This window comes from Collinsella sp. TM05-37, from assembly GCF_003436455.1.
GTDB lineage: Bacteria > Actinomycetota > Coriobacteriia > Coriobacteriales > Coriobacteriaceae > Collinsella.
In genome coordinates this window covers 94,737-113,292 of sequence record NZ_QSPN01000007.1, presented here as the reverse complement: position 1 = coordinate 113,292, position 18,556 = coordinate 94,737, and the positions used below count along the sequence as shown (strand labels likewise).

Genomic DNA, 18,556 nt, shown 5'->3' with positions numbered 1-18,556 from the left:
GGCCGAGGCCGCCTCGATCAATTTGCGAAAGAATCTTGACGGTACCGGCTTCTTTGCCGCGCGCACGGCTCAGAAAGCAAACTGCGAGGCACCAGCATGGGCCTATGAAAATCCCATCCCGGCGCTCGCAAGCCTCGGACGCCATGCACTGCCGTTCTACCTGCTTCATCAACCGGTTATCTTGGGTGTACTGGAGCTGATTTATTCCGTTCGGTAACGCTCAAGACGTGGTGCGATACGGTCCGGAAGCTTTGCCACAATACGAACGCCGTCCTCGAGGTATTCCTCGTGCAGAAGGGTTCCCTGTTCGTGCACGAGCGTGATTAACGCGCCCTCTCGATACGGGATATCGGCCGAGAGCAACACGTCCGTGGCGGCCGCTTCACGAGCGATGCGGTCGACTAAGTCATCAAGACCCTCACCCGTCTGAGCCGAGAACAGCACCGCCTCGGGATAGCGCCGGCGAAAGCTCAAGCGATCGACGCTATCGAGCAGATCAATTTTATTGAACACGGTAAGCGTCAAGCGCTCACCGGCACCGATCTCGTCAAGGACACGATCAACCGCCTCAAGCTGACGCTCGTAATCCTCATCGGAAGCATCCACAACTTTAAGAATCAAATCGGCGCCGAGCACCTCAGAAAGCGTAGATTTAAACGCGTCGACCAGGCCATGGGGCAGCTTTTGAATAAAGCCGACGGTATCGGTGATCGTCATGCCACGGCCACCGGGCAAACGGTACGAGCGCGTTGTAGGATCGAGCGTGGCAAACAGCTTATCCTGCGAAAGTACCGTGGATCCCGTCAAACGATTAAGCAACGTCGACTTGCCGGCATTGGTGTAACCAGCCAGCGCCACGCGAAACGCCGGCGATTCAATACGGCTTTTCGATTGCACATCGCGACGTTGCTCAACCTGTTTCAGTTCGCGTCGAAGCGCCGCGATCTTATTGCGAATCAGGCGACGGTCGACCTCGAGCTGGCTTTCGCCCTGGCCAAAACGCGATCCAATGCCGCCACGCGTCTGTTCCTTTGCAAGATGGCTCCACATACCTCGCAGACGAGGCAGCAGATACTGCAACTGTGCCAGCTGAACCTGTAAGCGGCCCTCACGCGTCTGGGCATGCAGGCCAAAGATATCCAAAATCAACGCCGTACGGTCAATAATCTTGACCGGTTCGCCCACGGCTTTCTCAAGATAGGACTGCTGTGAGGGCGTCAGGTCGTCGTCGAAGATAACAACATCCGCATCCATGCGATGCACCAAACCGCACAGCTCCTCGACCTTGCCGGAGCCGATAAACGATTTGGGATAGGGCTTGACTAGGCGCTGCGACAAGCGCGCCACGCATTGAGCACCAGCAGTGTGGGCCAGACGCTCAAGCTCATCGAGCGAACGGTCAAGCGGCCAGGCATTATCGCGCCACTCAACACCAACCAAGATGGCGCGCTCGGGTTCAGGAGCCGTGGGGACCAAAGGGAAACGAGCCATTAGACAGCCTCGATGCGACGATAAATATCTTCGACGACCTCATCGATCGTGAAGTCATCCATATCGAACCACACAATACGATCGTCACGCTTAAACCAGGAAAGCTGGCGCTTGGCATAGCGACGGGAGCGAATCTTGATAAGCTCACGGGCCTCATCCATGGTAATAGCGCCACGCAAGGCATCAATAATCTCTTTGTAACCGATTGCCTGCATCGATGTGAGTGCATCACCCAAGCCCTGGTCCAAAAGGCCACGGACCTCATCAACCAGTCCCTGCTCAAACATAAGGTCGACTCGCAGGTTAATGCGCTCATAGAGCACTTCACGGCTACGCGTCAGACCAAACCACAAGGCATGATAACGCTCGCGCGGGACGCTGAATTTCGACTTCTGCTCGGCATACGACACACCGTCATCATGCATCTCGAGCGCACGAATCACACGACGCACGTTATGGGGATGAATCACGGCAGCAGATTCCGGATCGCGCTCGGCAAGCAGGGCATGCAGCGCCTCCTCGCCAATACGCTCGGCAAGTTCCTGATAGCCCGTGCGGCGTTCGTCCTCGAGTTCTCCCGAAGGAAAATCCATTTCATCGAGTGCAGCCTTGAGATACAGGCCCGTACCGCCGCAAAAGACCGGAAGACGTTGCTCGCCAAGCAAACGCTCGATATGCGCCCGGGCATCCGTCTGATAGAGCGCAGCTGAATACGCGACGCCCGGATCCACGATATCGACAAGGCGCAGGGGCACCGAGCACTCCTCGGGCATCATCTTGGCCGTACCGATGTCCATGCCACGATAGATTTGCATCGCGTCACAAGACAACACTTCGGACGAAAGACGAGCGGCCAGGCGGTCGGCAACATCGCTTTTACCGACCGCCGTCGGACCGACAATCGCTACGGCAGAAAGGCTTGCACCGGTGGAAATCATTAGCGAGGCTCGCCCACGACGGAGCCAGACAGATACCACGTTTTGGCGACATCAATATCAACGTCGACGATTTTGCCGACGAGCTGATCGATGCTATAGCCAGCGGGAATCGGCGCATGCACCGTCTGGTTCTTGGGGCTTTTCCCCAGAAGAACAGCGTCGTTCTTCTTGCTCGTACCCTCAATAAGCGCAGGCACCACGGTGTGAAGCTCGCCCTGGTTATACTCATGAGCCGTCGTCTCGATAACCTTGACCAGACGGTTAAAGCGCTCAAGGATAACCTCATGCGGGGTGGGATCATAAATCTCAGCTGCCGGGGTACCGGCGCGCTTGGAGTAAATAAACGTGTAGGCCTGGGCATAACGAACCGTCTCGGCAAGCGAGAGCGTCTGCTCAAAGTCTTCCTCGGTCTCGCCCGGGAAGCCCACGATGATGTCGGTCGAAAGCGCAATATCGGGCATACGGTTACGAATACGATCGACCAGACCCAGATAATCCTCGCGCGTATAACGACGATTCATCTCTTTAAGGATGCGCGTCGAACCTGACTGGACGGCCAGGTGCAGTTGCGGCATAACGGCAGATGTCTCGGCCATGGCGTCGATGGTCTCGGGCAGCAGATCCTTGGGATGCGAAGACGTAAAGAAGATACGCTCCACGCCCGTATCGCCCACGGCACGCAGCAGATCGGCAAAACGCGGCTTGCCAAACAGATCGCGACCATATGAATTAACGTTTTGGCCCAACAGCGTAATCTCACGCACGCCCTGGCGCACCAAACCGGTCACCTCGTCGACAATCTCCTCGAAGGGGCGGCTCTTTTCGCGACCGCGCACGTACGGCACGATGCAATAGGTGCAAAAATTATTGCAGCCCGTCATGATGGGCACCCAAGCGTGATACTGAGTCTCGCGATGCCACGGCATGCTCATGGCGTCCGTATCCTCATGCTCATTGGTGCGGATATGACGCTTGCCATCAAGGAACGCCTCGGCAATGAGCTCGGCCACATGCGCGATGGAATGCGTGCCAAAGATGACATTGACGTTATCGACGTTGGTGAGCAGGCCCTCGCCATCGCGCTGCGCGATGCAGCCACCAACGGCAACCACGCGCTTGCCAGAAGGCGAAGGCGGCAGGCTTTTGCAGGAATTGCACTGACCGTACAGGCGAGTATCGGCGGCCTCGCGCACGCAGCACGTCATGAAGACAACGATATCGGCATGCGCGGGATCGAGCGCCATGAGGCAGCCATACGAATCAAGCAGACCGCTCACGCGCTCGGAATCGTGCTGATTCATCTGGCAGCCAAAGGTGCGGATAAAGTAGGTTTTACCGGCAAGAATATCGCGTACGGAACGCTGGTCCATGTGCATAAGTCCTAACGATGGGGAGCGAAACAAAGCAAGCAGAAGCTATGCCACAGGCTTAACATCATCAATGACGACGTTATCCATAGCAGCTCGATTGATCTGGTGAACGTAGATAGAAAGGCGGATGGCCGTGCGCGACTCCCCGTTAATGAGGATGTCGGAGAACACGGGCGCGCAGGAAATATCAAAACCGGTTGGAATCAAAAAACCGCGCGCGATAGCAACGGCCTTAATGGCCTGGTTGACGGCACCGGCGCCGACACACTGGATGTTGACGGGTACACCATCCTTGACCATGCCGGCGATGGCGCCGGCAACGGACGCGGGCGATGATTTGCTTGATACCTTCAGGCAATCCATGAAGAAACTCCTGCATTTAAAAGTACGTTTTAACTGCAATAACTGTATCGTACCGAGTGGACTCGGTAAAGGCACTATTCCTCTTTGGCAAGATCAAAGGTCACGGTGATTCGATCACGCGAAACGCGAATCTTTGGGTCGCCGCAAAGGTTGAGATAGTACCGGGCAGCAAGGTCATTAAAATCGCGCTCCACAGCACGCGAAAACTGTGCCATGTCATCCTTAGCAATACGTAGCCCGCGACGATCCTTCGCGAGATCGACAGGAGCCGGCGCATGCGAGGACGAGTCGCGCTCGCGCAGCAGACGCGCGGTCACACCGCGAACAGGCTTAATCTGCCCTGCCAAAATGCGATGGGCCGTGCGCTCGGACATCTCAAGACCCAAACCCGAACAGATACGGATAAAGTCCTCGGCATCAGAAGCAAGGCCTAAACGATCGACAACCGGAAGCTCGCTCTCGTCATCAATGAACAGGAGACGAGACGTATCAAGCCGGCTTGACGCCTGAGCATAAAGGGTCGCGGCAATCTCGGACGGAGAACCAAGATAGACATCGCAACCACGCAACTCCTCGAGCGCAAACTCACAAGCAGCGCGAATAATATTATGCGGACCGCGAGCACAGACATAACGTCCGTCCTCATCCTTGACGGCCTGGGGCCAGCTGGACTGATCGGCACGCTCACTGAGGCGGTCGGCCGCGACGCTCACCTTAAAGGCTGAACCAAGATCGACGCCGGACGTGGCCACACGGGCCTCATCGGTGTTCTGCTTGATCGAAAACAATGCCATGCCACGACCGTGAACGCCCCAACGGTCCATCTTCATGCTCTCGAGCTTGGAGGTAACGCGGGCATCAAAGATTCGCTCTTGCATATCCTGCGGAACTCCCGAACCGTTATCCAGAAAGACAAGCGTGCGGACGCCGTCTTCCTTGGTCGTGGCGAGATAGACCTTGTCGGCGCCGGCATCGCGAGCATTACGGAGCATTTCGATGACGATATCCTCGACATGCTGAATGTCGTGCTTTGCCTGGCGCCGCTCGGCCTCCGAAACGCGGAGGCGGACATACCCCTCGCCAAGGTTCTCCTCGACGCGAAGGTTGCCCTCCCCCGACATCGACGCGATAAATGAGATGAGCTCGTTCGCGTCGCTCATGTTATTTAGCGATATCGACAGCGCGGCTCTCGCGAATCACGACGACGCGCACCTGACCGGGATACTCCATCTCTTCCTCGATCTGATGGGCGATATCGTGAGCCAGGACCGTGGACTGGGCATCGGAAATCTTGTCCGGCTGGACCATGACGTGGACCTCGCGACCGGCCTGCATGGCATAGGTACGTTCGACGCCGTCATGAGAGTTGGCGATCTCCTCGAGCTTCTCAAGACGCTTGATGTAGTTCTCGGCAGACTCGCGACGGGCACCGGGGCGAGAGGCAGAGACAGCATCGGCGGCCTGTACCAGGACATCGAGCACCGTATTGGGGTCGACATCGGCATGGTGAGCCTCGATAGCGTGGACGATAACGGGCTTCTCGCCATAACGGCGGGCAAGCTCGGCGCCGATGACGGCATGCGGGCCCTCGACGTCGTGGTCGATTGCCTTGCCCAGGTCGTGCAGCAGGCCGGCGCGCTTGGCGGTCACAACGTCCAGGCCAAGCTCGGAAGCCATCACGCCGCACAGATCAGAGACCTCGAGGGAATGCTGAAGCACGTTCTGACCAAACGAGGTACGGTAGCGCAGGGCACCAAGGGTCTTGACGATCTCGGGGTGCAGATCGTGGATGCCGGTATCGAAGGCAGCCTGCTCGCCAGCCTCGCGCACGCGCTGCTGAACCAGGTCGGCGGCCTTGTGATACATCTCCTCGATACGGGCAGGGTGAATGCGGCCGTCGGCGATGAGGTTCTCGAGGGCGACACGGGCGGTCTCACGACGGACCGGGTCGAAGCTCGAAAGAACGACGGTCTCGGGCGTGTCGTCGATCACGAGGTTGACGCCGGAAACCTGCTCGAAGGTCCGGATGTTGCGACCCTCGCGACCGATGATACGGCCCTTGAGGTCATCAGAGGGAATGTGCACGGAGGTAACGGTGACCTCGGCAGTGTGATCGGCAGCGCAGCGCTGAATCGCCAGAGACAGAATCTCCTGGGCGGTCTTGTGGCACTCGGCGCGAACCTGCTGCTCGGACTCGCGAATGATCGTGGCGGCCTCGTGGGTGACCTCGCCGCGAACCTTATCGAGGAGCTCCTTGTGGGCGTCCTCGCGGGTAAGGTCGGCGATACGCTCGAGCTCGGAGGTCTGCTTTGCGCAGAGCTCCTCGAGCTCACGGGAGCGCTTCTCGACCTGACCGGCCTGGCTGGACAGCTGATGCTCGCGCTTGTCGAGAGCGTCGTTGCGGCGATCGAGGGATTCCTCGCGCTGCATCACGCGGTTCTCGAGCGTACGAATCTCGTTCTTACGCTGCTTGTCCTCGGCCTCGGCGGCCTGCTTGTTCTTGATGATCTCCTCTTTAGCCTCGAGCAGAGCCTCTTTTTTGAGGGTCTCGGCCTGACGCTTGGCATCACCGATCAGGGACTCAGCCTGTGCGTGTGCCGACTGGATTTTTTCGTCGGCCTCGTGAAGACTACCCTGCTTGGCGGTGCGCATGTAGGCAATGGCGGCGATGGCACCCAAAACGATGCCAACGAGCGCTGCGATGATAGGCATGCTCACTCCTTTTTATGGATTCGTTACACAACAAAGCGAACCGTCCTTACGAACGGCTCGCGACATTTGAGTAATATGGGCGCAGCTTATGCGGGTCGGATACAGATAAACATATAAACAAACTCATCACAGATGAGCACATATCACAAAGCAAATGACAGTGTTTATCGTACGTTGAACCACAACAACTGTCAAATAAATGGCCCCAGCACGGCGGCTAAAACGCGGTGAACGGCAGGGCCACAAAACGCATACGCCTAAACCGCACATTCCTCACGTTCGGCATCGAGACGTGCCTTAACGGCATCGGCGGCGATGTGATACGAGAAGCCCTTGCCCATCAAAAACCGAACCAGTTTTTCGAATCCGCGCGTCTCTGGAACACGCCGCTTGGCGAGCAGGGCTGACGCACGCGCCAAATCGTCTTCGACGGCAAAATAATCCTCCGGATAACCGGGAATGTCATCGAGCACGACATGACGGCGCTTGAGCTCGGTCTCGATTTTACGCTGTCCCCAACCGCGCCGCTTGCGTTCCTCGATAAAGTACGAGCAAAAGCGGTTCTCGTCTAAAAAGCGATACTCGGTGGCGCGCTCGACGGCGAAATCGATCGCGGGCTGGCGAAAGCCGTAGCGTGCCAACTTGTCACAGACCTCACCCGTCGCATGGTCGCGTCGCGATAGCATCTCGGTCACCATGGTAAGTGCACATTTACGCTCGATGAGCTGCACCGCTTCACGAAAGTTATCCCAATCACAGGGAAGATCGGGGCGATTTTTGACATACAGCCGCGCGACCCGCACGGGGATCCAAATGGACCGCTCAAAACCGCCCTCAAGCTCACAATCGATATGTGCGCAAGGCTTTTTTGACGCATAGCCGCTCGAGAACGAGGAGGCCGCCTTCTTATCGGGAAAGACGACCGTGGCCTCGGTCACCGTATACGACATGAGCGTAACCGCTACTCGTCGTCATCATCGAGCATGGCGGAACCATCGATGGCGTAAAGCTCGTCAAACTCCTCAGGCGCAGGCTGATCGGTCAGCTCGACCTCGGACGGAGCATCGTCATCAAACTCAAGCCCGCAGGCAAGGCGAACCTTATGCTCAATCTCGTCGGCGCAATCGGGGTGTTCGCGCAGGAACGCCTTGGCGGCCTCGCGACCGTTGCCGAGCTTGTCCTCGCCATAGGCGAACCAGGAGCCCATCTTCTTGCAGATGCCGCACTCGACAGCCATGTCCAGAATCGAGCCCTCCTTAGAGATGCCCGTACCGTACATGATGTCGAACTCAGCAGAACGGAACGGAGCGGCCACCTTGTTCTTAACGACCTTGGCGCGCACGCGGTTACCGATAACCTCATCCTTAAGCTTAATGCTGTCGATGCGGCGAATGTCGATACGCACCGAAGAGAAGAACTTAAGGGCACGGCCGCCCGTCGTGGTCTCGGGGTTGCCGAACATGACGCCGATCTTCTCTCGCAGCTGGTTGATGAAGATGCATGTCGTATTGGACTTGGACAGCGAGCCGGCGAGCTTGCGGAGCGCCTGACTCATCAGGCGAGCTTGCAAACCGACCGTGGTATCGCCGATCTCTCCCTCGATCTCGGCACGCGGGGTCAGCGCGGCGACGGAGTCGACGACGATGGCATCGATGGCGCCGGAACGCACGAGCATGTCAACAATCTCGAGCGCCTGCTCACCCGTATCGGGCTGGGAAATCAATACCTCGTCGATATCCACGCCAATGCGCGCGGCATACGTGGGATCGAGCGCGTGCTCGGCATCGATAAACGCCACGACGCCACCCATTGCCTGGGCCTCGGCCAAGATCTCGAGCGAAAGCGTCGTCTTACCGGAGGACTCGGGACCGTAAATCTCGACGATACGGCCGCGCGGCACACCGCCGATACCCAGAGCGGCATCGAGCGCCAGAGCACCCGTGGGGATGGCCTCGACCTCGAGCTCGGGGCCGCCGTCACCATACCTCATGATGGAACCTTGACCGAACTTCTTCTCGATCTCGGCCTTGGTGGTGGCGATCATCTCTTCGCGCTCTTTGCCCGTCGTGGGTGCATGGACGGTACGTACGGGACCTGAATTCTTGGCCATGAATAGCCCTCCTCTTAACAACCTGCATCGATAATAAACGAACGGCTGTTCGTGGTCAACCGTTCAGACCAATCATATGCAGGCAGTCTTTCCAAAACCCAACCAAACGCCGACCAAACACTGTCCAAATGCTTGACCACATAGGGCCAAATAAAAACAAGGAAGGAGATAATACACCTATGACCAGCACAAAAGCTAAATTCGTCAGAGGTCCCCATCTCCACAATTAAGGGGCCCTAAGGCCCCTTAAAACACGCCTATTCCATAGAGTTGAGCACAAGGGCAATGCGTCCCAATGCCTCCGTGACCGCATGGGCACGAACACACGAACGGTCGCCCTCATAGTGGCAACGCACAGAGTCCACGATCGGCACTTCCCCATCAGCCACGCGATACGCCCAGCCAATATAGAACATGCCGGCGGGGTCTTGCTCGGTGCCACCACCGGGCCCAGCGTAGCCCGTTGCGCTCACGGCCACATCGCTCTGATAGAGGTCCAGCGAGCCCGCGGCCATCTCGCGCGCCGTCTGGTGCGACACGGCGCTAAACCGATCGAGCGTCTCCTGCTCAACACCCAGAACACGATGCTTGATCTCATCGCAATAGGTCACCGCACCGCCGCGCAGCACCGCCGAGGCGCCCGGGATATCGGCAATCGTCGAGGCGATCATACCCGCCGTCAGCGACTCAGCCGTAGAAACCGTCACGCCCCGAGCGCTCGCGCGCTCGACAATATCGCGCGCCAGCTCCTCGTTATGTGCGGAAATCTGCTCAAAAGAGTCCGCCATACCCACCAGGACCTAAACCGAAAAGACGATCTTGCGGCAGTTCCAGAAGTACTGGGCGCCCGAGATAACGGTCAGGACAACGGCAACAGCGTACAGGAAGCGTGAAACGCCATAGACACCGAGCAACAGCTCCGCAGGCCCCAACTGGAGGCCGGTCATCGCAAAGACGCACAGGTAGCCGCAGATGGAGACCATCGTGGTCGCCGTCTTGTACTTGCCGAGCTTATCGGCGGCAATGACCACACCGGCCGCACTCGCGACCATGCGAAGGGCGCTCACCAACAGCTCGCGGAACAAGATAATGAACACGGACCACACGGTCACCGCGCCAAAATCGAGGAACAGCAGCAGGGCCGAGAACACGAGTAGCTTGTCGGCGATGGGGTCCAAGAACTTACCGAAGTCGGTGATCTCGTTGCGCGAGCGCGCCAGATAGCCGTCGACCTTATCGGTGCACGACAGGATAACGTACAGAATAAAGGCGGCGGCGGCGAGCGGGCCGTCGAAGGTGCTCCAGTCCGTACCGGCAACGCTCGTGTGAGACAGCGCCGACACGATCATGAACACCGGGATAAAGACGATGCGAACGCACGTCACGATGTTGGCGGGCGTCCAAACACTCGTCAGTTCCTTATTGCTCTCGTTTGCCACGACGCTCTCCTACTCCACAACATGTCCGATAAGCTCATAGCAGAAGCTATCGGTAAACTCGACGGTCAGAATATCACCCACGGACGCCTCGCTGGCGTCCAGATGCACCGCGCCATCGGAATCGGGCGCCTGGAACCAGGCATGGCCGATCAGCTCGGCGCCGTCCTCGGTTTCTTCGATACCGTCGACGATCACCTGGGCGCGCTCGCCCACATGTGCGGCGGTGGCGGCAAAACCGAGCGACTCAGCCAGGTCCATGGCCTCCTGGGCGCGCTCGAGCTTGACCTCTTCGTCGACCTGACCCTCCATCTTAGCGGCCAGGCTGCCCTCCTCCTGCGAGTAGGCAAAGACGCTCGTGTAGTCAAAGCCGACGGTGTCCATAAAGTCGATAAGGTCGCGGAACTCGTCGTCGGTCTCGGTCGGGAAGCCGACCATGGCCGTGGAACGGATCACGATGCCGGGGATACGCTCACGCAGATCGCGGAACAGGTCCTCGAGCTCCTGGCGCGAACCAGAACGGCGCATAGCCTTGAGAATGCGCGCGTCGCAGTGCTGCACGGGGATATCGATATAGGGAAGCACCTCGGGCGTATCGCGAATCGTCTCGATGAGCTCATCGGTCATGCCCTCGGGCTGCAGGTAGAGCACGCGGACCCAGACGTTCTGCGGGCGCACGGCCTCGGCGACGGCACGCAGCAGCTGCGCCAGATTGCGCGGCGAGCCCTCGGCGACGTCCTCATCCGCAAAGTCGGTGCCCCAGATGCCCGTGTCCTGGCCGATCAGCACGATCTCGCGCACGCCACCGGCAACCAGGTCGCGCACCTCAGAAATAATGCTCTCGGCATTGCGCGAGTGATAACGACCGCGAATATAGGGGATCATGCAGAAGCTGCAAAAACGATTGCAGCCATCGGAAATCTTGACGTAGGCAACGGCACCCTCGACGGTACGCTTGACCTGAGGGATATAGGCCGCGATCTCACGCTCGACACCCAGCACGCCATCGATGACTGCCACGATGCCGTCTTCCTCGTCGGCCTTCACAAAGGCAGCGACCTCGGGCAGCTCGTCAGGCAGGTCGTCGCCATAGCGCGACGGCACACAGCCGCACATGACGATGGGGCAAGAACGAACGCCGTCCTGCACCTCGTTGGCGAGCTCGAGCGTGATCTCGATGCTCTCGGACGTTGCGGAGGCGAGGAACGAGCACGTATTGACGATGGCGATATCGGCCTCCTGCGGGTCGAATGCCTCCTCGTAGCCTGCGGCGGTCAAAAGAGAACGCATGCGGTCGGTATCGACCTCGTTCTTGGCGCACCCGAGGGTGATGTAGAGCACGGAGCCCAACGGTGTATCCATGTTGGAGAGCGGTCCTTTCGAATGATATTAGCGGTAGTTGGTGAACTGCAGCGGCTGGCCGTAGTCCTGGTCGCGCAGGAACTGAATCACGGTCTGCAACGCGTCCTTCGAAGCAGAGGAAACACGCAGCTTGTCAGCTTCGATGGTCACCTTGACCTTGAGCTTTTGGTCCTTGATGTCCTTGTTGATCTTCTTGGCGGTCGCCTGGTCGATACCCTCGACGATATGGCCGAGCACGCGCACGGTGCCGCCCGATGCCGCCTGCGGAGCATCCCACGAAACAGCCTTGAGGTCGATACCGCGCTTGATGAGCTTGGAGCTCAGGACATCGATGATCTGCTTGGAGACAAAGTCGGCCGGGGCGTTGATCGTAAAGAGCTTGTCGCCCTTCGAAAGCTCAATCGTGGCGCCGGAATCCTTCAGGTCATAGCGCTGGGAAATCTCGCGCGTGGTCTGCTGGAAGGCGTTGTCGACCTCTTGCATATTGACCTCGGACACGACGTCGAAGCTGGAATCTTTAGCCATGATGTTTCCTTTCGCGTACGAGCGGCTTAATAGCTATCGTACGAATAGTCGGTAGAATCGGTGGGCGTCTGACCGTCAGTTGCGGCATCGGCGCCATCCGTGGACTGGGCATCGGTGCCGTCGGTGGTATCGGTACCGTCGGTGGTGTCGGCACCATCAGAACTTTCACCATTCTCGGAATCGGTCGTCTCCTTCTTGGGAACGGTGATCGTCACACGCGCCACGCCCGAAGTCTTGGTATCGTAACGGACCTTTTCGCCATTCTTGGTAACGGTGACATCGGAAGGCTTGGACGTGGTGATCTCGATCGAGGACTCGGGCGTGTACTCCTGCTCAAAGGGGCCAGTCGCCTGGGCGCCATAGACCGACTTTCCGTCGACCTTGACCTCAATCCACGCGGTCTTTCCCTTGGCAACGGAGACCTTGACCTTCGTTGCCTCGTTCTCTTCCTTTTTAGCCGTCGTCTTGGTGGCGTCCGAACCGGTCGACTCATCCGTCGCCTCATCGGTGTCTTCGTCCTCGTCGACCGTTTCGGTCTTCTTAGAAGACTTCTTGGTCGTCGTCTTGGTAACAGCGGGCGTCTCGGGCGTGGTCTCGGGCGTCGAAGATGCGCAGCCGCGCAGAAGTACCACGATGAGCACGATCAGCAGCAACGCCACGGCACCGATACCGGCGTAGACGATACGCGGATCGAGCCCGTTGTTTTGAGGAGCACGGGAACCGCCGCGTCCACGACTGGAACTGCTGCGGCCGCCTCCCTGAGGCATACGGCCACGATTGCTATCGGAACGGCCGCAATAGCCACCCTGGCCCTGAAGGCTGCGCTGACCCGAGCGGGGCGCAAGTTCACCGCGGCCTTGATAGCCACGCTGGCCCGCACGCGGAGCCGAAGAGCGCTGGCCATACGGCTGTGGTTGAGAGCGAAGACGCGGCGTCACCTGCGTGGTATCGGCGTCCGCATGGCCACTGCGAGAGCGTCCGGTGGAGATACCACTGTGACCGCGATCGGAATAGCCGCCGTCGCCGTAGCCGGCACGAGGGTCACGCGCCACGCCGCGGGCAGCGGGAAGTGCACGGTCCTCGGGCATCGGCGTACTGCGGAACCGGTCACGCTGCGAGCGAATCTCCTCGCCCGAACCCGTCCCGGTAATATAACCGGCCTGCTGAGGACGCTGTCCATAGCGAGTCGAACGACCGCCCTGAACCATCAGGAAGCGCCCGTTATCGACAGAGGAACGCGAATTGACGTAGCCGGCGGCGTCCTGGAAACGACCGCCCTGCTGCGACGTTTCGCGTTCGTATGCCATCAGTTCGTCAAAGTAGGCATTGACGACCTCGCGCGGATTGAGGCCCAAAAAACGAGCATAGCTCGAAATCATGCCCTGCGCATAGCCGCGCGGCGGCATCGAAGCAAAGTTACCGGTCTCGAAAAACTCGATGATCTGCGGCCTGATTTTGATGGTGTTGGCGACCTGCTGAATGGAAAGGCCCATTCGGCGACGCTGCTCGAGCAGCATGTCACCAAAGCGTGCAGCCATCAGAATCCTCCAAACTCACGATCTTCACGTGCCATCTCGGCGTCGACAGATTCCAGCGCGGCAAGCCCCTCCTCGTCCAACAGGACCTCGCGCGGCTTGGAACCGTCGGGCGGGCCGACGACACCCTTTTCTTCCAGCATGTCCATAATACGCCCGGCACGCGCATAGCCAACCTTCAGGCGGCGTTGCAGGCCAGATGTGGAGCCCAGCTGCGATTCCACCACAATATGGGCGGCTTCCCAAATGAGCGGATCATCGTCTTGCGGCTCGGCGACTCCGGTGCGGACAATGCCGCCGCCACCAGCCATGGACATGGAAGCGGGCGCCACGGCGGACAGAATCTCCTCGTGGTAGTCGGGCTCGCTCTGCGACTTGACGAACTCGACAATCTCGTTGATTTCGTCGTCCGAGACAAAGCAGCCCTGGATACGGCGGGGCTTGCCCCAGTCGACCTTGGAGAACAGCATGTCGCCCAAACCGGTGAGCTTCTCGGCGCCCATCTGGTCGATGATGACGCGCGAGTCGATGCCCGTGGCGACGTTAAAGGCGATGCGGTTGGTGATGTTGGCCTTGATGAGGCCCGTCACCACGTTGGAGCTGGGGCGCTGCGTGGCCACGATAAGATGAATACCGGCGGCACGGCCCAGCTGTGCAATACGCACGATCGAGGCCTCGACATCCTTACCGGCGACCATCATCAGGTCCGAAAGCTCGTCGATGATGATGACCAGGTAGGGCATCTTTTGCGGCGGGTTGTCGTAATGCTCAAACTCGCCGGCGGCCTGCTTTTCATTGTAGGTCGAGATCTTACGCACGTTGAGACGCTCGAAAACCTTCAGGCGACGCTCCATCTCGGACACAGCCCATTGCAGAGCGCTCGCGGCCTGCTTAGGCTCGGTCACCACGGGCACATAGAGATGCGGCAGACCGTTATAGCCCGCAAGCTCGACGCGCTTGGGGTCGACCATAATCAGGCGAACGTCCTCGGGAAGGGCGCGCATGAGCAAGGTCGTGATGATGGAGTTGATCATCACCGACTTACCAGAACCAGTCGTACCGGCGATCAAAAGGTGAGGCATCTTTGCGAGGTCGGCGACGACCGGCGTGCCCTCGGCGTCACGGCCGATAGCGAGCTCGAGCGGACCGCCCTTCACATAGGGCAGCACGTCGCCCAGATTGACGTTCTGGCGCTTGCGGTTGGGAATCTCGATGCCCACGAGCGAGGTGCCGGGGATCGGGGCAAAGATACGCACCGACTGGGCAGCGAGCGAAAGCGCGATATCGTCCTCGAGGCTCGAGATTTTGCTCACACGCTCGCCCTCACCGGGCTGCAGCTTAAAGGTCGTCACCGTGGGGCCGGCGATCCAGCCGACCACGCGGGCACTGCGGCCAAACTCAAGCAAGGTGGATTGCAGCGACTCAGCGGTCTGCTCCAGCTCCTTGTCCGAAGACGCAGCGGAAGCCGACTGCGGGTTGGCATGCAGGATTTCGAGCGGCGGAAGCTTGAGGCCGTCCTCTTCTTCGCCCTCGGCGTCAGTTGCGGTGTCGCTCGCTCCCCCATTGTCAGCCGCAGCAGGAGCGGCAGAGGCCGTAGAGGTTGAGGCGTCAGCGACCTTGGGGTGCTTCAGGAAGTCGGGGATCTGGGGGGCGGCCGAGACGGGATTCACGGAAAACGGCGGCTCGGACTCGTCAACCTTGTCCGGATCGTCCTCCATCGAAAGCTGTCCGGTGACCTGGCCGCGCTTTGCATGGCGACGCGGCAGCAAAGTTGTCTTTGCGGTCTCAATCGGAGCCTCGTCGTCCTCGTCATCGCCCTCGGTGAGCTCAATCTCGCTATCGGACCAAGACGGGTCGGGCTCACTCGTATTGAGCTTAGGCGCAGTCTTGCCCTTCTTGGCATGACGGCGCGGCAGCAGCGTGGTCTTGGCCCGCTCGGCTTCAACCGACTCGGATACGTCGACAAACGGGTCATCGTCCTCGTCGTCATCCAAAACCGGGTCGACATCGCCACCCATGACCGTGGTCACCGCGGCGTCAGTCCCCTTCTGGCGCAAAATGCTCAGGTGCGGACGAGCGACGCCGGGAACAGACAGGGCCTCTTCATCGCCCCACGGGCTCGCATTGACATCGGCACGTCGACGCTCGGCAAAATCGGCAGCGCGATCGCGTGCGGAGCGCAAAACGCCACCCACCGAAAAGCCGATAATGACCAAACCAACGACGACAAGCCCCAGCAAGACAACCATGGCGATAGGTTTACCCAAGGCGTTTTGCAAGGCACTTGCGATAAAGGCGCCAATGTAGCCGCCCGACACGGAAAGGTTCTGCGGCGTAAACATAAGGTCGCACGAATCGCTCGTGCCCGGCACCATCAGCGAAAGAATGGAGACGACGGCGATAAAGACCAAGGCGCCGCCCGCAACAGAGCGCACGTTGAGCGGCGAGTCCTCACCCAAAAAGAGCGTGGCGGCAAACAGCAAGATGACGATCGGCAGCACGTAGGCGCCCAGACCAAAGCCCAGGTGGTAGAAACCGGCAACCGCAGCCGTCACGGGCGCTGTTGCCGGAGAGATCACGGCAATGAAGGACGCGATCGCCAAAACGGCGATGACCACACCAGCGATATCGCGATTGGCCGAAGGCTCGACCAGGGGCTCAAAATCGTCGAACTCGGTCTCGTGGCCCTTATTGGCACGAAGATGGGAACCGGCACCCTTAGCAGATGCCGGTTGGTTGTTGGCTTTATTGCCTTTGGCGTTTTGTGCAGATCCGCGCGCCAAACTAAACCTCCATGACGACCGGGATGATCATCGGACGAGTGCGCGTACGGCTCCAGATAAAGTTAGAGAGCGAGTCGCGCACGGCCTTGCGAATGGCATCGGAACCGCTGCTCGTAAAGCTGAACTTGCCCTTCTCGATCGTCTTCATGATGGACGCCGAGGCGTCCTCGGAGAACTGGTCGTCAATGGCAAAGGAGACGCCGCGGCCCGAGAACTCGATGGCCTCGATCTTCTTGTGCTTGAGCGAAACGATGGCGACAGCCGTGACCATACCGTCGTTGGCAAGCTTCTGACGATCGCGCAGAACGATGGGGTCGGTATCGCCGATACGCAGTCCGTCGACGTAGACGACGCCAGACTCGACGGGCGTACCGCGCTTGACGATACCGCCACGCATCTCGAGCGTGTCACCGTTGTCGAGGATAAAGATATGATCTTCCTTGAGGCCCATCTTGCGTGCAAGTTGAGCATGGGCGCGCAGATGCACGGCCTCGCCGTGGACCGGCATAAAGTACGTAGGCTTGGCCATGGCCATCAAGAGCTTGAGCTCCTCCTGGCTGCCGTGACCCGAAACGTGAACGAGGGCGCGGTTCTTATCCCACACGTCGCAACCAAGCTTGGCGAGGCTGTTAACGACCTGCTGAACGGCCTTCTCGTTACCGGGGACCGGCGTTGCCGAGAGGATGACGGTATCGCCCTCGTGGATGGAGAGCGTCTTGTGCTCGCCGTTGGCCATGCGGGACAGGGCCGACAGCGGCTCGCCCTGCGAACCGGTGCACATGACGACGATCTTGTCATCGGGCAGGTTGTCAATGTCGAAGGCATCGATGATATCGGCATCATCGATGTTGAGATAGCCCAGTTCGCGCGCCACGCGGGTGTTGGTGAGCATGGAACGACCGGTCACGACGACCTTGCGGCCGCACTTGCGGGCGGCGTCGCAGATCTGCTGCAGACGATGGATGTGGCTCGAGAACGACGCGACGAACACGCGGCCCGGAGCATTCTTGATGGCATGCAACAGATTGGGGCCAACCTCGGCCTCGGACTTAGTAAAGCCGGGGACCGTGGCGTTGGTGGAGTCGGACAGCAGCAGGTCGATGCCCTGCTTGGCAAAGCGGCTGATAGCGGCATAGTCGGGCGTGACGCCGTCGATGGGCGTCTGGTCGAGCTTAAAGTCGCCGGTGTGCATAACGGTGCCCTGGTTGGTGCGGATGAACACGCCCAGAGCGCCCGGGATGGAGTGCGTCATCGAAAAGAAGTCGAGCGAGATGCCACCCAAATTGACGTGGCTGCCGCCCTTGACCTCACGGAACTTGGGTGCACGAATGCGGAACTCGGAGAGCTTGCCCTCGATAAAGCCGAGCGTCAGCTTGCTCGAGAAGATGGGCACCTTGTTGTTGAGGTCCTGCAGTAGATACGGAAGCGAACCGGTGTGGTCCTCGTGGCCGTGAGTGACGATGATGCCGCGGAGCTTTTCCTCGTTCTCCAGAACGTAGGTGTAATCCGGGAGCACCAGGTCGATACCGGGCTGCGAATCGTCGGGGAACATGAGGCCAGCGTCGACGAGCACCATGTCGTCGCCGCACTCGAAGACCGTCATGTTCTTGCCGATACCATCTAAGCCGCCGAGCGGGATGATCTTCAAGGGAGATGATTTTTTAGCTGCCATAGGTGAGTGTTGTTTCCTTTCTTCGAAACGGGTCTGGAACAACCGGCGGGGCGCTTCTGGCAAACCGACCGTCGGGAACGTACAAACATGCATCACGGAGTCGATGCAATAACCACAGTATGATACCCATTTGCACAACAACAGACCACCCATGCATCAAAGCCCCATCTGAACCCGTCTATCCCGCCGGTTCCCCGCGAGGGCGGGCACGGATGAAGTTTCCTGCTCTACAGTCCTGCTCACGACGGAGGCCACATTA

General features: G+C 59.3%; 16 protein-coding genes. 1 reads left to right on the top strand and 15 read right to left on the bottom strand.

The genetic code is table 11. The annotated features are described in order from the left end of the window. The coding region (locus DXD48_RS05440; RefSeq protein WP_117564295.1) for a heparan-alpha-glucosaminide N-acetyltransferase domain-containing protein at nucleotides 1-217 on the top strand (217 nt) is incomplete at its 5' end. On the opposite strand, the gene hflX is transcribed toward DXD48_RS05440, so the two are convergent. The 15 genes from hflX to DXD48_RS05365 all read right to left on the bottom strand — a co-directional run bounded on the left by hflX (nucleotide 202) and on the right by DXD48_RS05365 (nucleotide 18,297). After that, nucleotides 202-1,491: a GTPase HflX gene (hflX, locus tag DXD48_RS05435; RefSeq protein WP_117564294.1), complete on the bottom strand. Its 1,290-nt coding sequence runs from the start codon at nucleotides 1,489-1,491 to the stop codon at nucleotides 202-204. The two genes, DXD48_RS05440 and hflX, sit on opposite strands and share 16 nt — an antisense overlap. Beyond that, nucleotides 1,491-2,429 carry a tRNA (adenosine(37)-N6)-dimethylallyltransferase MiaA gene (miaA, locus tag DXD48_RS05430; protein WP_117564293.1) on the bottom strand — a complete coding sequence of 313 codons (939 nt, stop codon included), beginning with the start codon at nucleotides 2,427-2,429 and terminating at the stop codon, nucleotides 1,491-1,493. Before miaA ends, hflX begins: the two co-directional genes overlap by 1 nt. After that, nucleotides 2,429-3,799, bottom strand: a complete 1,371-nt coding sequence (gene miaB / locus DXD48_RS05425; RefSeq protein ID WP_117564292.1) for a tRNA (N6-isopentenyl adenosine(37)-C2)-methylthiotransferase MiaB — start codon at nucleotides 3,797-3,799, stop codon at nucleotides 2,429-2,431. Before miaB ends, miaA begins: the two co-directional genes overlap by 1 nt. A 45-nt stretch (nucleotides 3,800-3,844) precedes the next feature. Further along, nucleotides 3,845-4,162 carry a stage V sporulation protein S gene (locus DXD48_RS05420; protein ID WP_117564291.1) on the bottom strand — a complete coding sequence of 106 codons (318 nt, stop codon included), beginning with the start codon at nucleotides 4,160-4,162 and terminating at the stop codon, nucleotides 3,845-3,847. 74 nt (nucleotides 4,163-4,236) lie between these two features. Continuing rightward, complete coding sequence (locus DXD48_RS05415; protein WP_117564290.1) at nucleotides 4,237-5,322, bottom strand: ATP-binding protein; 1,086 nt, start codon at nucleotides 5,320-5,322, stop codon at nucleotides 4,237-4,239. 1 nt (nucleotide 5,323) lies between these two features. After that, nucleotides 5,324-6,874 carry a ribonuclease Y gene (gene rny / locus DXD48_RS05410; protein WP_089573375.1) on the bottom strand — a complete coding sequence of 517 codons (1,551 nt, stop codon included), beginning with the start codon at nucleotides 6,872-6,874 and terminating at the stop codon, nucleotides 5,324-5,326. A 257-nt stretch (nucleotides 6,875-7,131) separates the two neighbouring features. Next, complete coding sequence (locus DXD48_RS05405; RefSeq protein ID WP_117564289.1) at nucleotides 7,132-7,824, bottom strand: regulatory protein RecX; 693 nt, start codon at nucleotides 7,822-7,824, stop codon at nucleotides 7,132-7,134. Between the two features lie 11 nt (nucleotides 7,825-7,835). Beyond that, nucleotides 7,836-8,984, bottom strand: a complete 1,149-nt coding sequence (recA, locus tag DXD48_RS05400) for a recombinase RecA (RefSeq protein ID WP_099431786.1) — start codon at nucleotides 8,982-8,984, stop codon at nucleotides 7,836-7,838. A 257-nt stretch (nucleotides 8,985-9,241) separates the two neighbouring features. Next, a complete protein-coding gene (locus DXD48_RS05395) occupies nucleotides 9,242-9,772 on the bottom strand; it encodes a CinA family protein (protein ID WP_117564288.1) in 531 nt (176 codons plus the stop codon). A 12-nt stretch (nucleotides 9,773-9,784) separates the two neighbouring features. Next, entirely contained in the window at nucleotides 9,785-10,333 is a 549-nt protein-coding gene (gene pgsA / locus DXD48_RS05390; protein WP_233502347.1) for a CDP-diacylglycerol--glycerol-3-phosphate 3-phosphatidyltransferase, read from the bottom strand. Nucleotides 10,334-10,432: 99 nt separating this feature from the next. Continuing rightward, on the bottom strand, nucleotides 10,433-11,782 hold the full coding sequence (gene rimO / locus DXD48_RS05385; protein WP_117564287.1) for a 30S ribosomal protein S12 methylthiotransferase RimO: 1,350 nt from the start codon (nucleotides 11,780-11,782) through the stop codon (nucleotides 10,433-10,435). 27 nt (nucleotides 11,783-11,809) lie between these two features. Next, complete coding sequence (locus tag DXD48_RS05380) at nucleotides 11,810-12,307, bottom strand: YajQ family cyclic di-GMP-binding protein (RefSeq protein WP_022094699.1); 498 nt, start codon at nucleotides 12,305-12,307, stop codon at nucleotides 11,810-11,812. A gap of 26 nt (nucleotides 12,308-12,333) precedes the next feature. Further along, entirely contained in the window at nucleotides 12,334-13,845 is a 1,512-nt protein-coding gene (locus tag DXD48_RS05375; protein WP_117564286.1) for a RodZ family helix-turn-helix domain-containing protein, read from the bottom strand. Next, nucleotides 13,845-16,625 carry a DNA translocase FtsK gene (locus DXD48_RS05370; protein WP_233502346.1) on the bottom strand — a complete coding sequence of 927 codons (2,781 nt, stop codon included), beginning with the start codon at nucleotides 16,623-16,625 and terminating at the stop codon, nucleotides 13,845-13,847. The genes DXD48_RS05375 and DXD48_RS05370 overlap by 1 nt, the downstream gene beginning before the upstream one ends. Before the next feature lies 1 nt (nucleotide 16,626). Beyond that, a complete protein-coding gene (locus DXD48_RS05365) occupies nucleotides 16,627-18,297 on the bottom strand; it encodes a ribonuclease J (RefSeq protein ID WP_117564285.1) in 1,671 nt (556 codons plus the stop codon). Nucleotides 18,298-18,556: the final 259 nt, after the last annotated feature.

Coding starts and splice junctions, on each gene's coding strand:
- DXD48_RS05420 (WP_117564291.1), bottom strand. CDS start 4,162: ATGGATTGCCTGAAGGTATCAAGCAAATCATCGCCCGCGTCCGTTGCC.
- DXD48_RS05365 (WP_117564285.1), bottom strand. CDS start 18,297: ATGGCAGCTAAAAAATCATCTCCCTTGAAGATCATCCCGCTCGGCGGC.
- recA (WP_099431786.1), bottom strand. CDS start 8,984: ATGGCCAAGAATTCAGGTCCCGTACGTACCGTCCATGCACCCACGACG.
- miaB (WP_117564292.1), bottom strand. CDS start 3,799: ATGGACCAGCGTTCCGTACGCGATATTCTTGCCGGTAAAACCTACTTT.
- pgsA (WP_233502347.1), bottom strand. CDS start 10,333: ATGATCGTGTCGGCGCTGTCTCACACGAGCGTTGCCGGTACGGACTGG.
- DXD48_RS05395 (WP_117564288.1), bottom strand. CDS start 9,772: ATGGCGGACTCTTTTGAGCAGATTTCCGCACATAACGAGGAGCTGGCG.
- DXD48_RS05405 (WP_117564289.1), bottom strand. CDS start 7,824: ATGTCGTATACGGTGACCGAGGCCACGGTCGTCTTTCCCGATAAGAAG.
- rny (WP_089573375.1), bottom strand. CDS start 6,874: ATGCCTATCATCGCAGCGCTCGTTGGCATCGTTTTGGGTGCCATCGCC.
- rimO (WP_117564287.1), bottom strand. CDS start 11,782: ATGGATACACCGTTGGGCTCCGTGCTCTACATCACCCTCGGGTGCGCC.
- DXD48_RS05415 (WP_117564290.1), bottom strand. CDS start 5,322: ATGAGCGACGCGAACGAGCTCATCTCATTTATCGCGTCGATGTCGGGG.
- miaA (WP_117564293.1), bottom strand. CDS start 2,429: ATGATTTCCACCGGTGCAAGCCTTTCTGCCGTAGCGATTGTCGGTCCG.
- hflX (WP_117564294.1), bottom strand. CDS start 1,491: ATGGCTCGTTTCCCTTTGGTCCCCACGGCTCCTGAACCCGAGCGCGCC.
- DXD48_RS05380 (WP_022094699.1), bottom strand. CDS start 12,307: ATGGCTAAAGATTCCAGCTTCGACGTCGTGTCCGAGGTCAATATGCAA.
- DXD48_RS05375 (WP_117564286.1), bottom strand. CDS start 13,845: ATGGCTGCACGCTTTGGTGACATGCTGCTCGAGCAGCGTCGCCGAATG.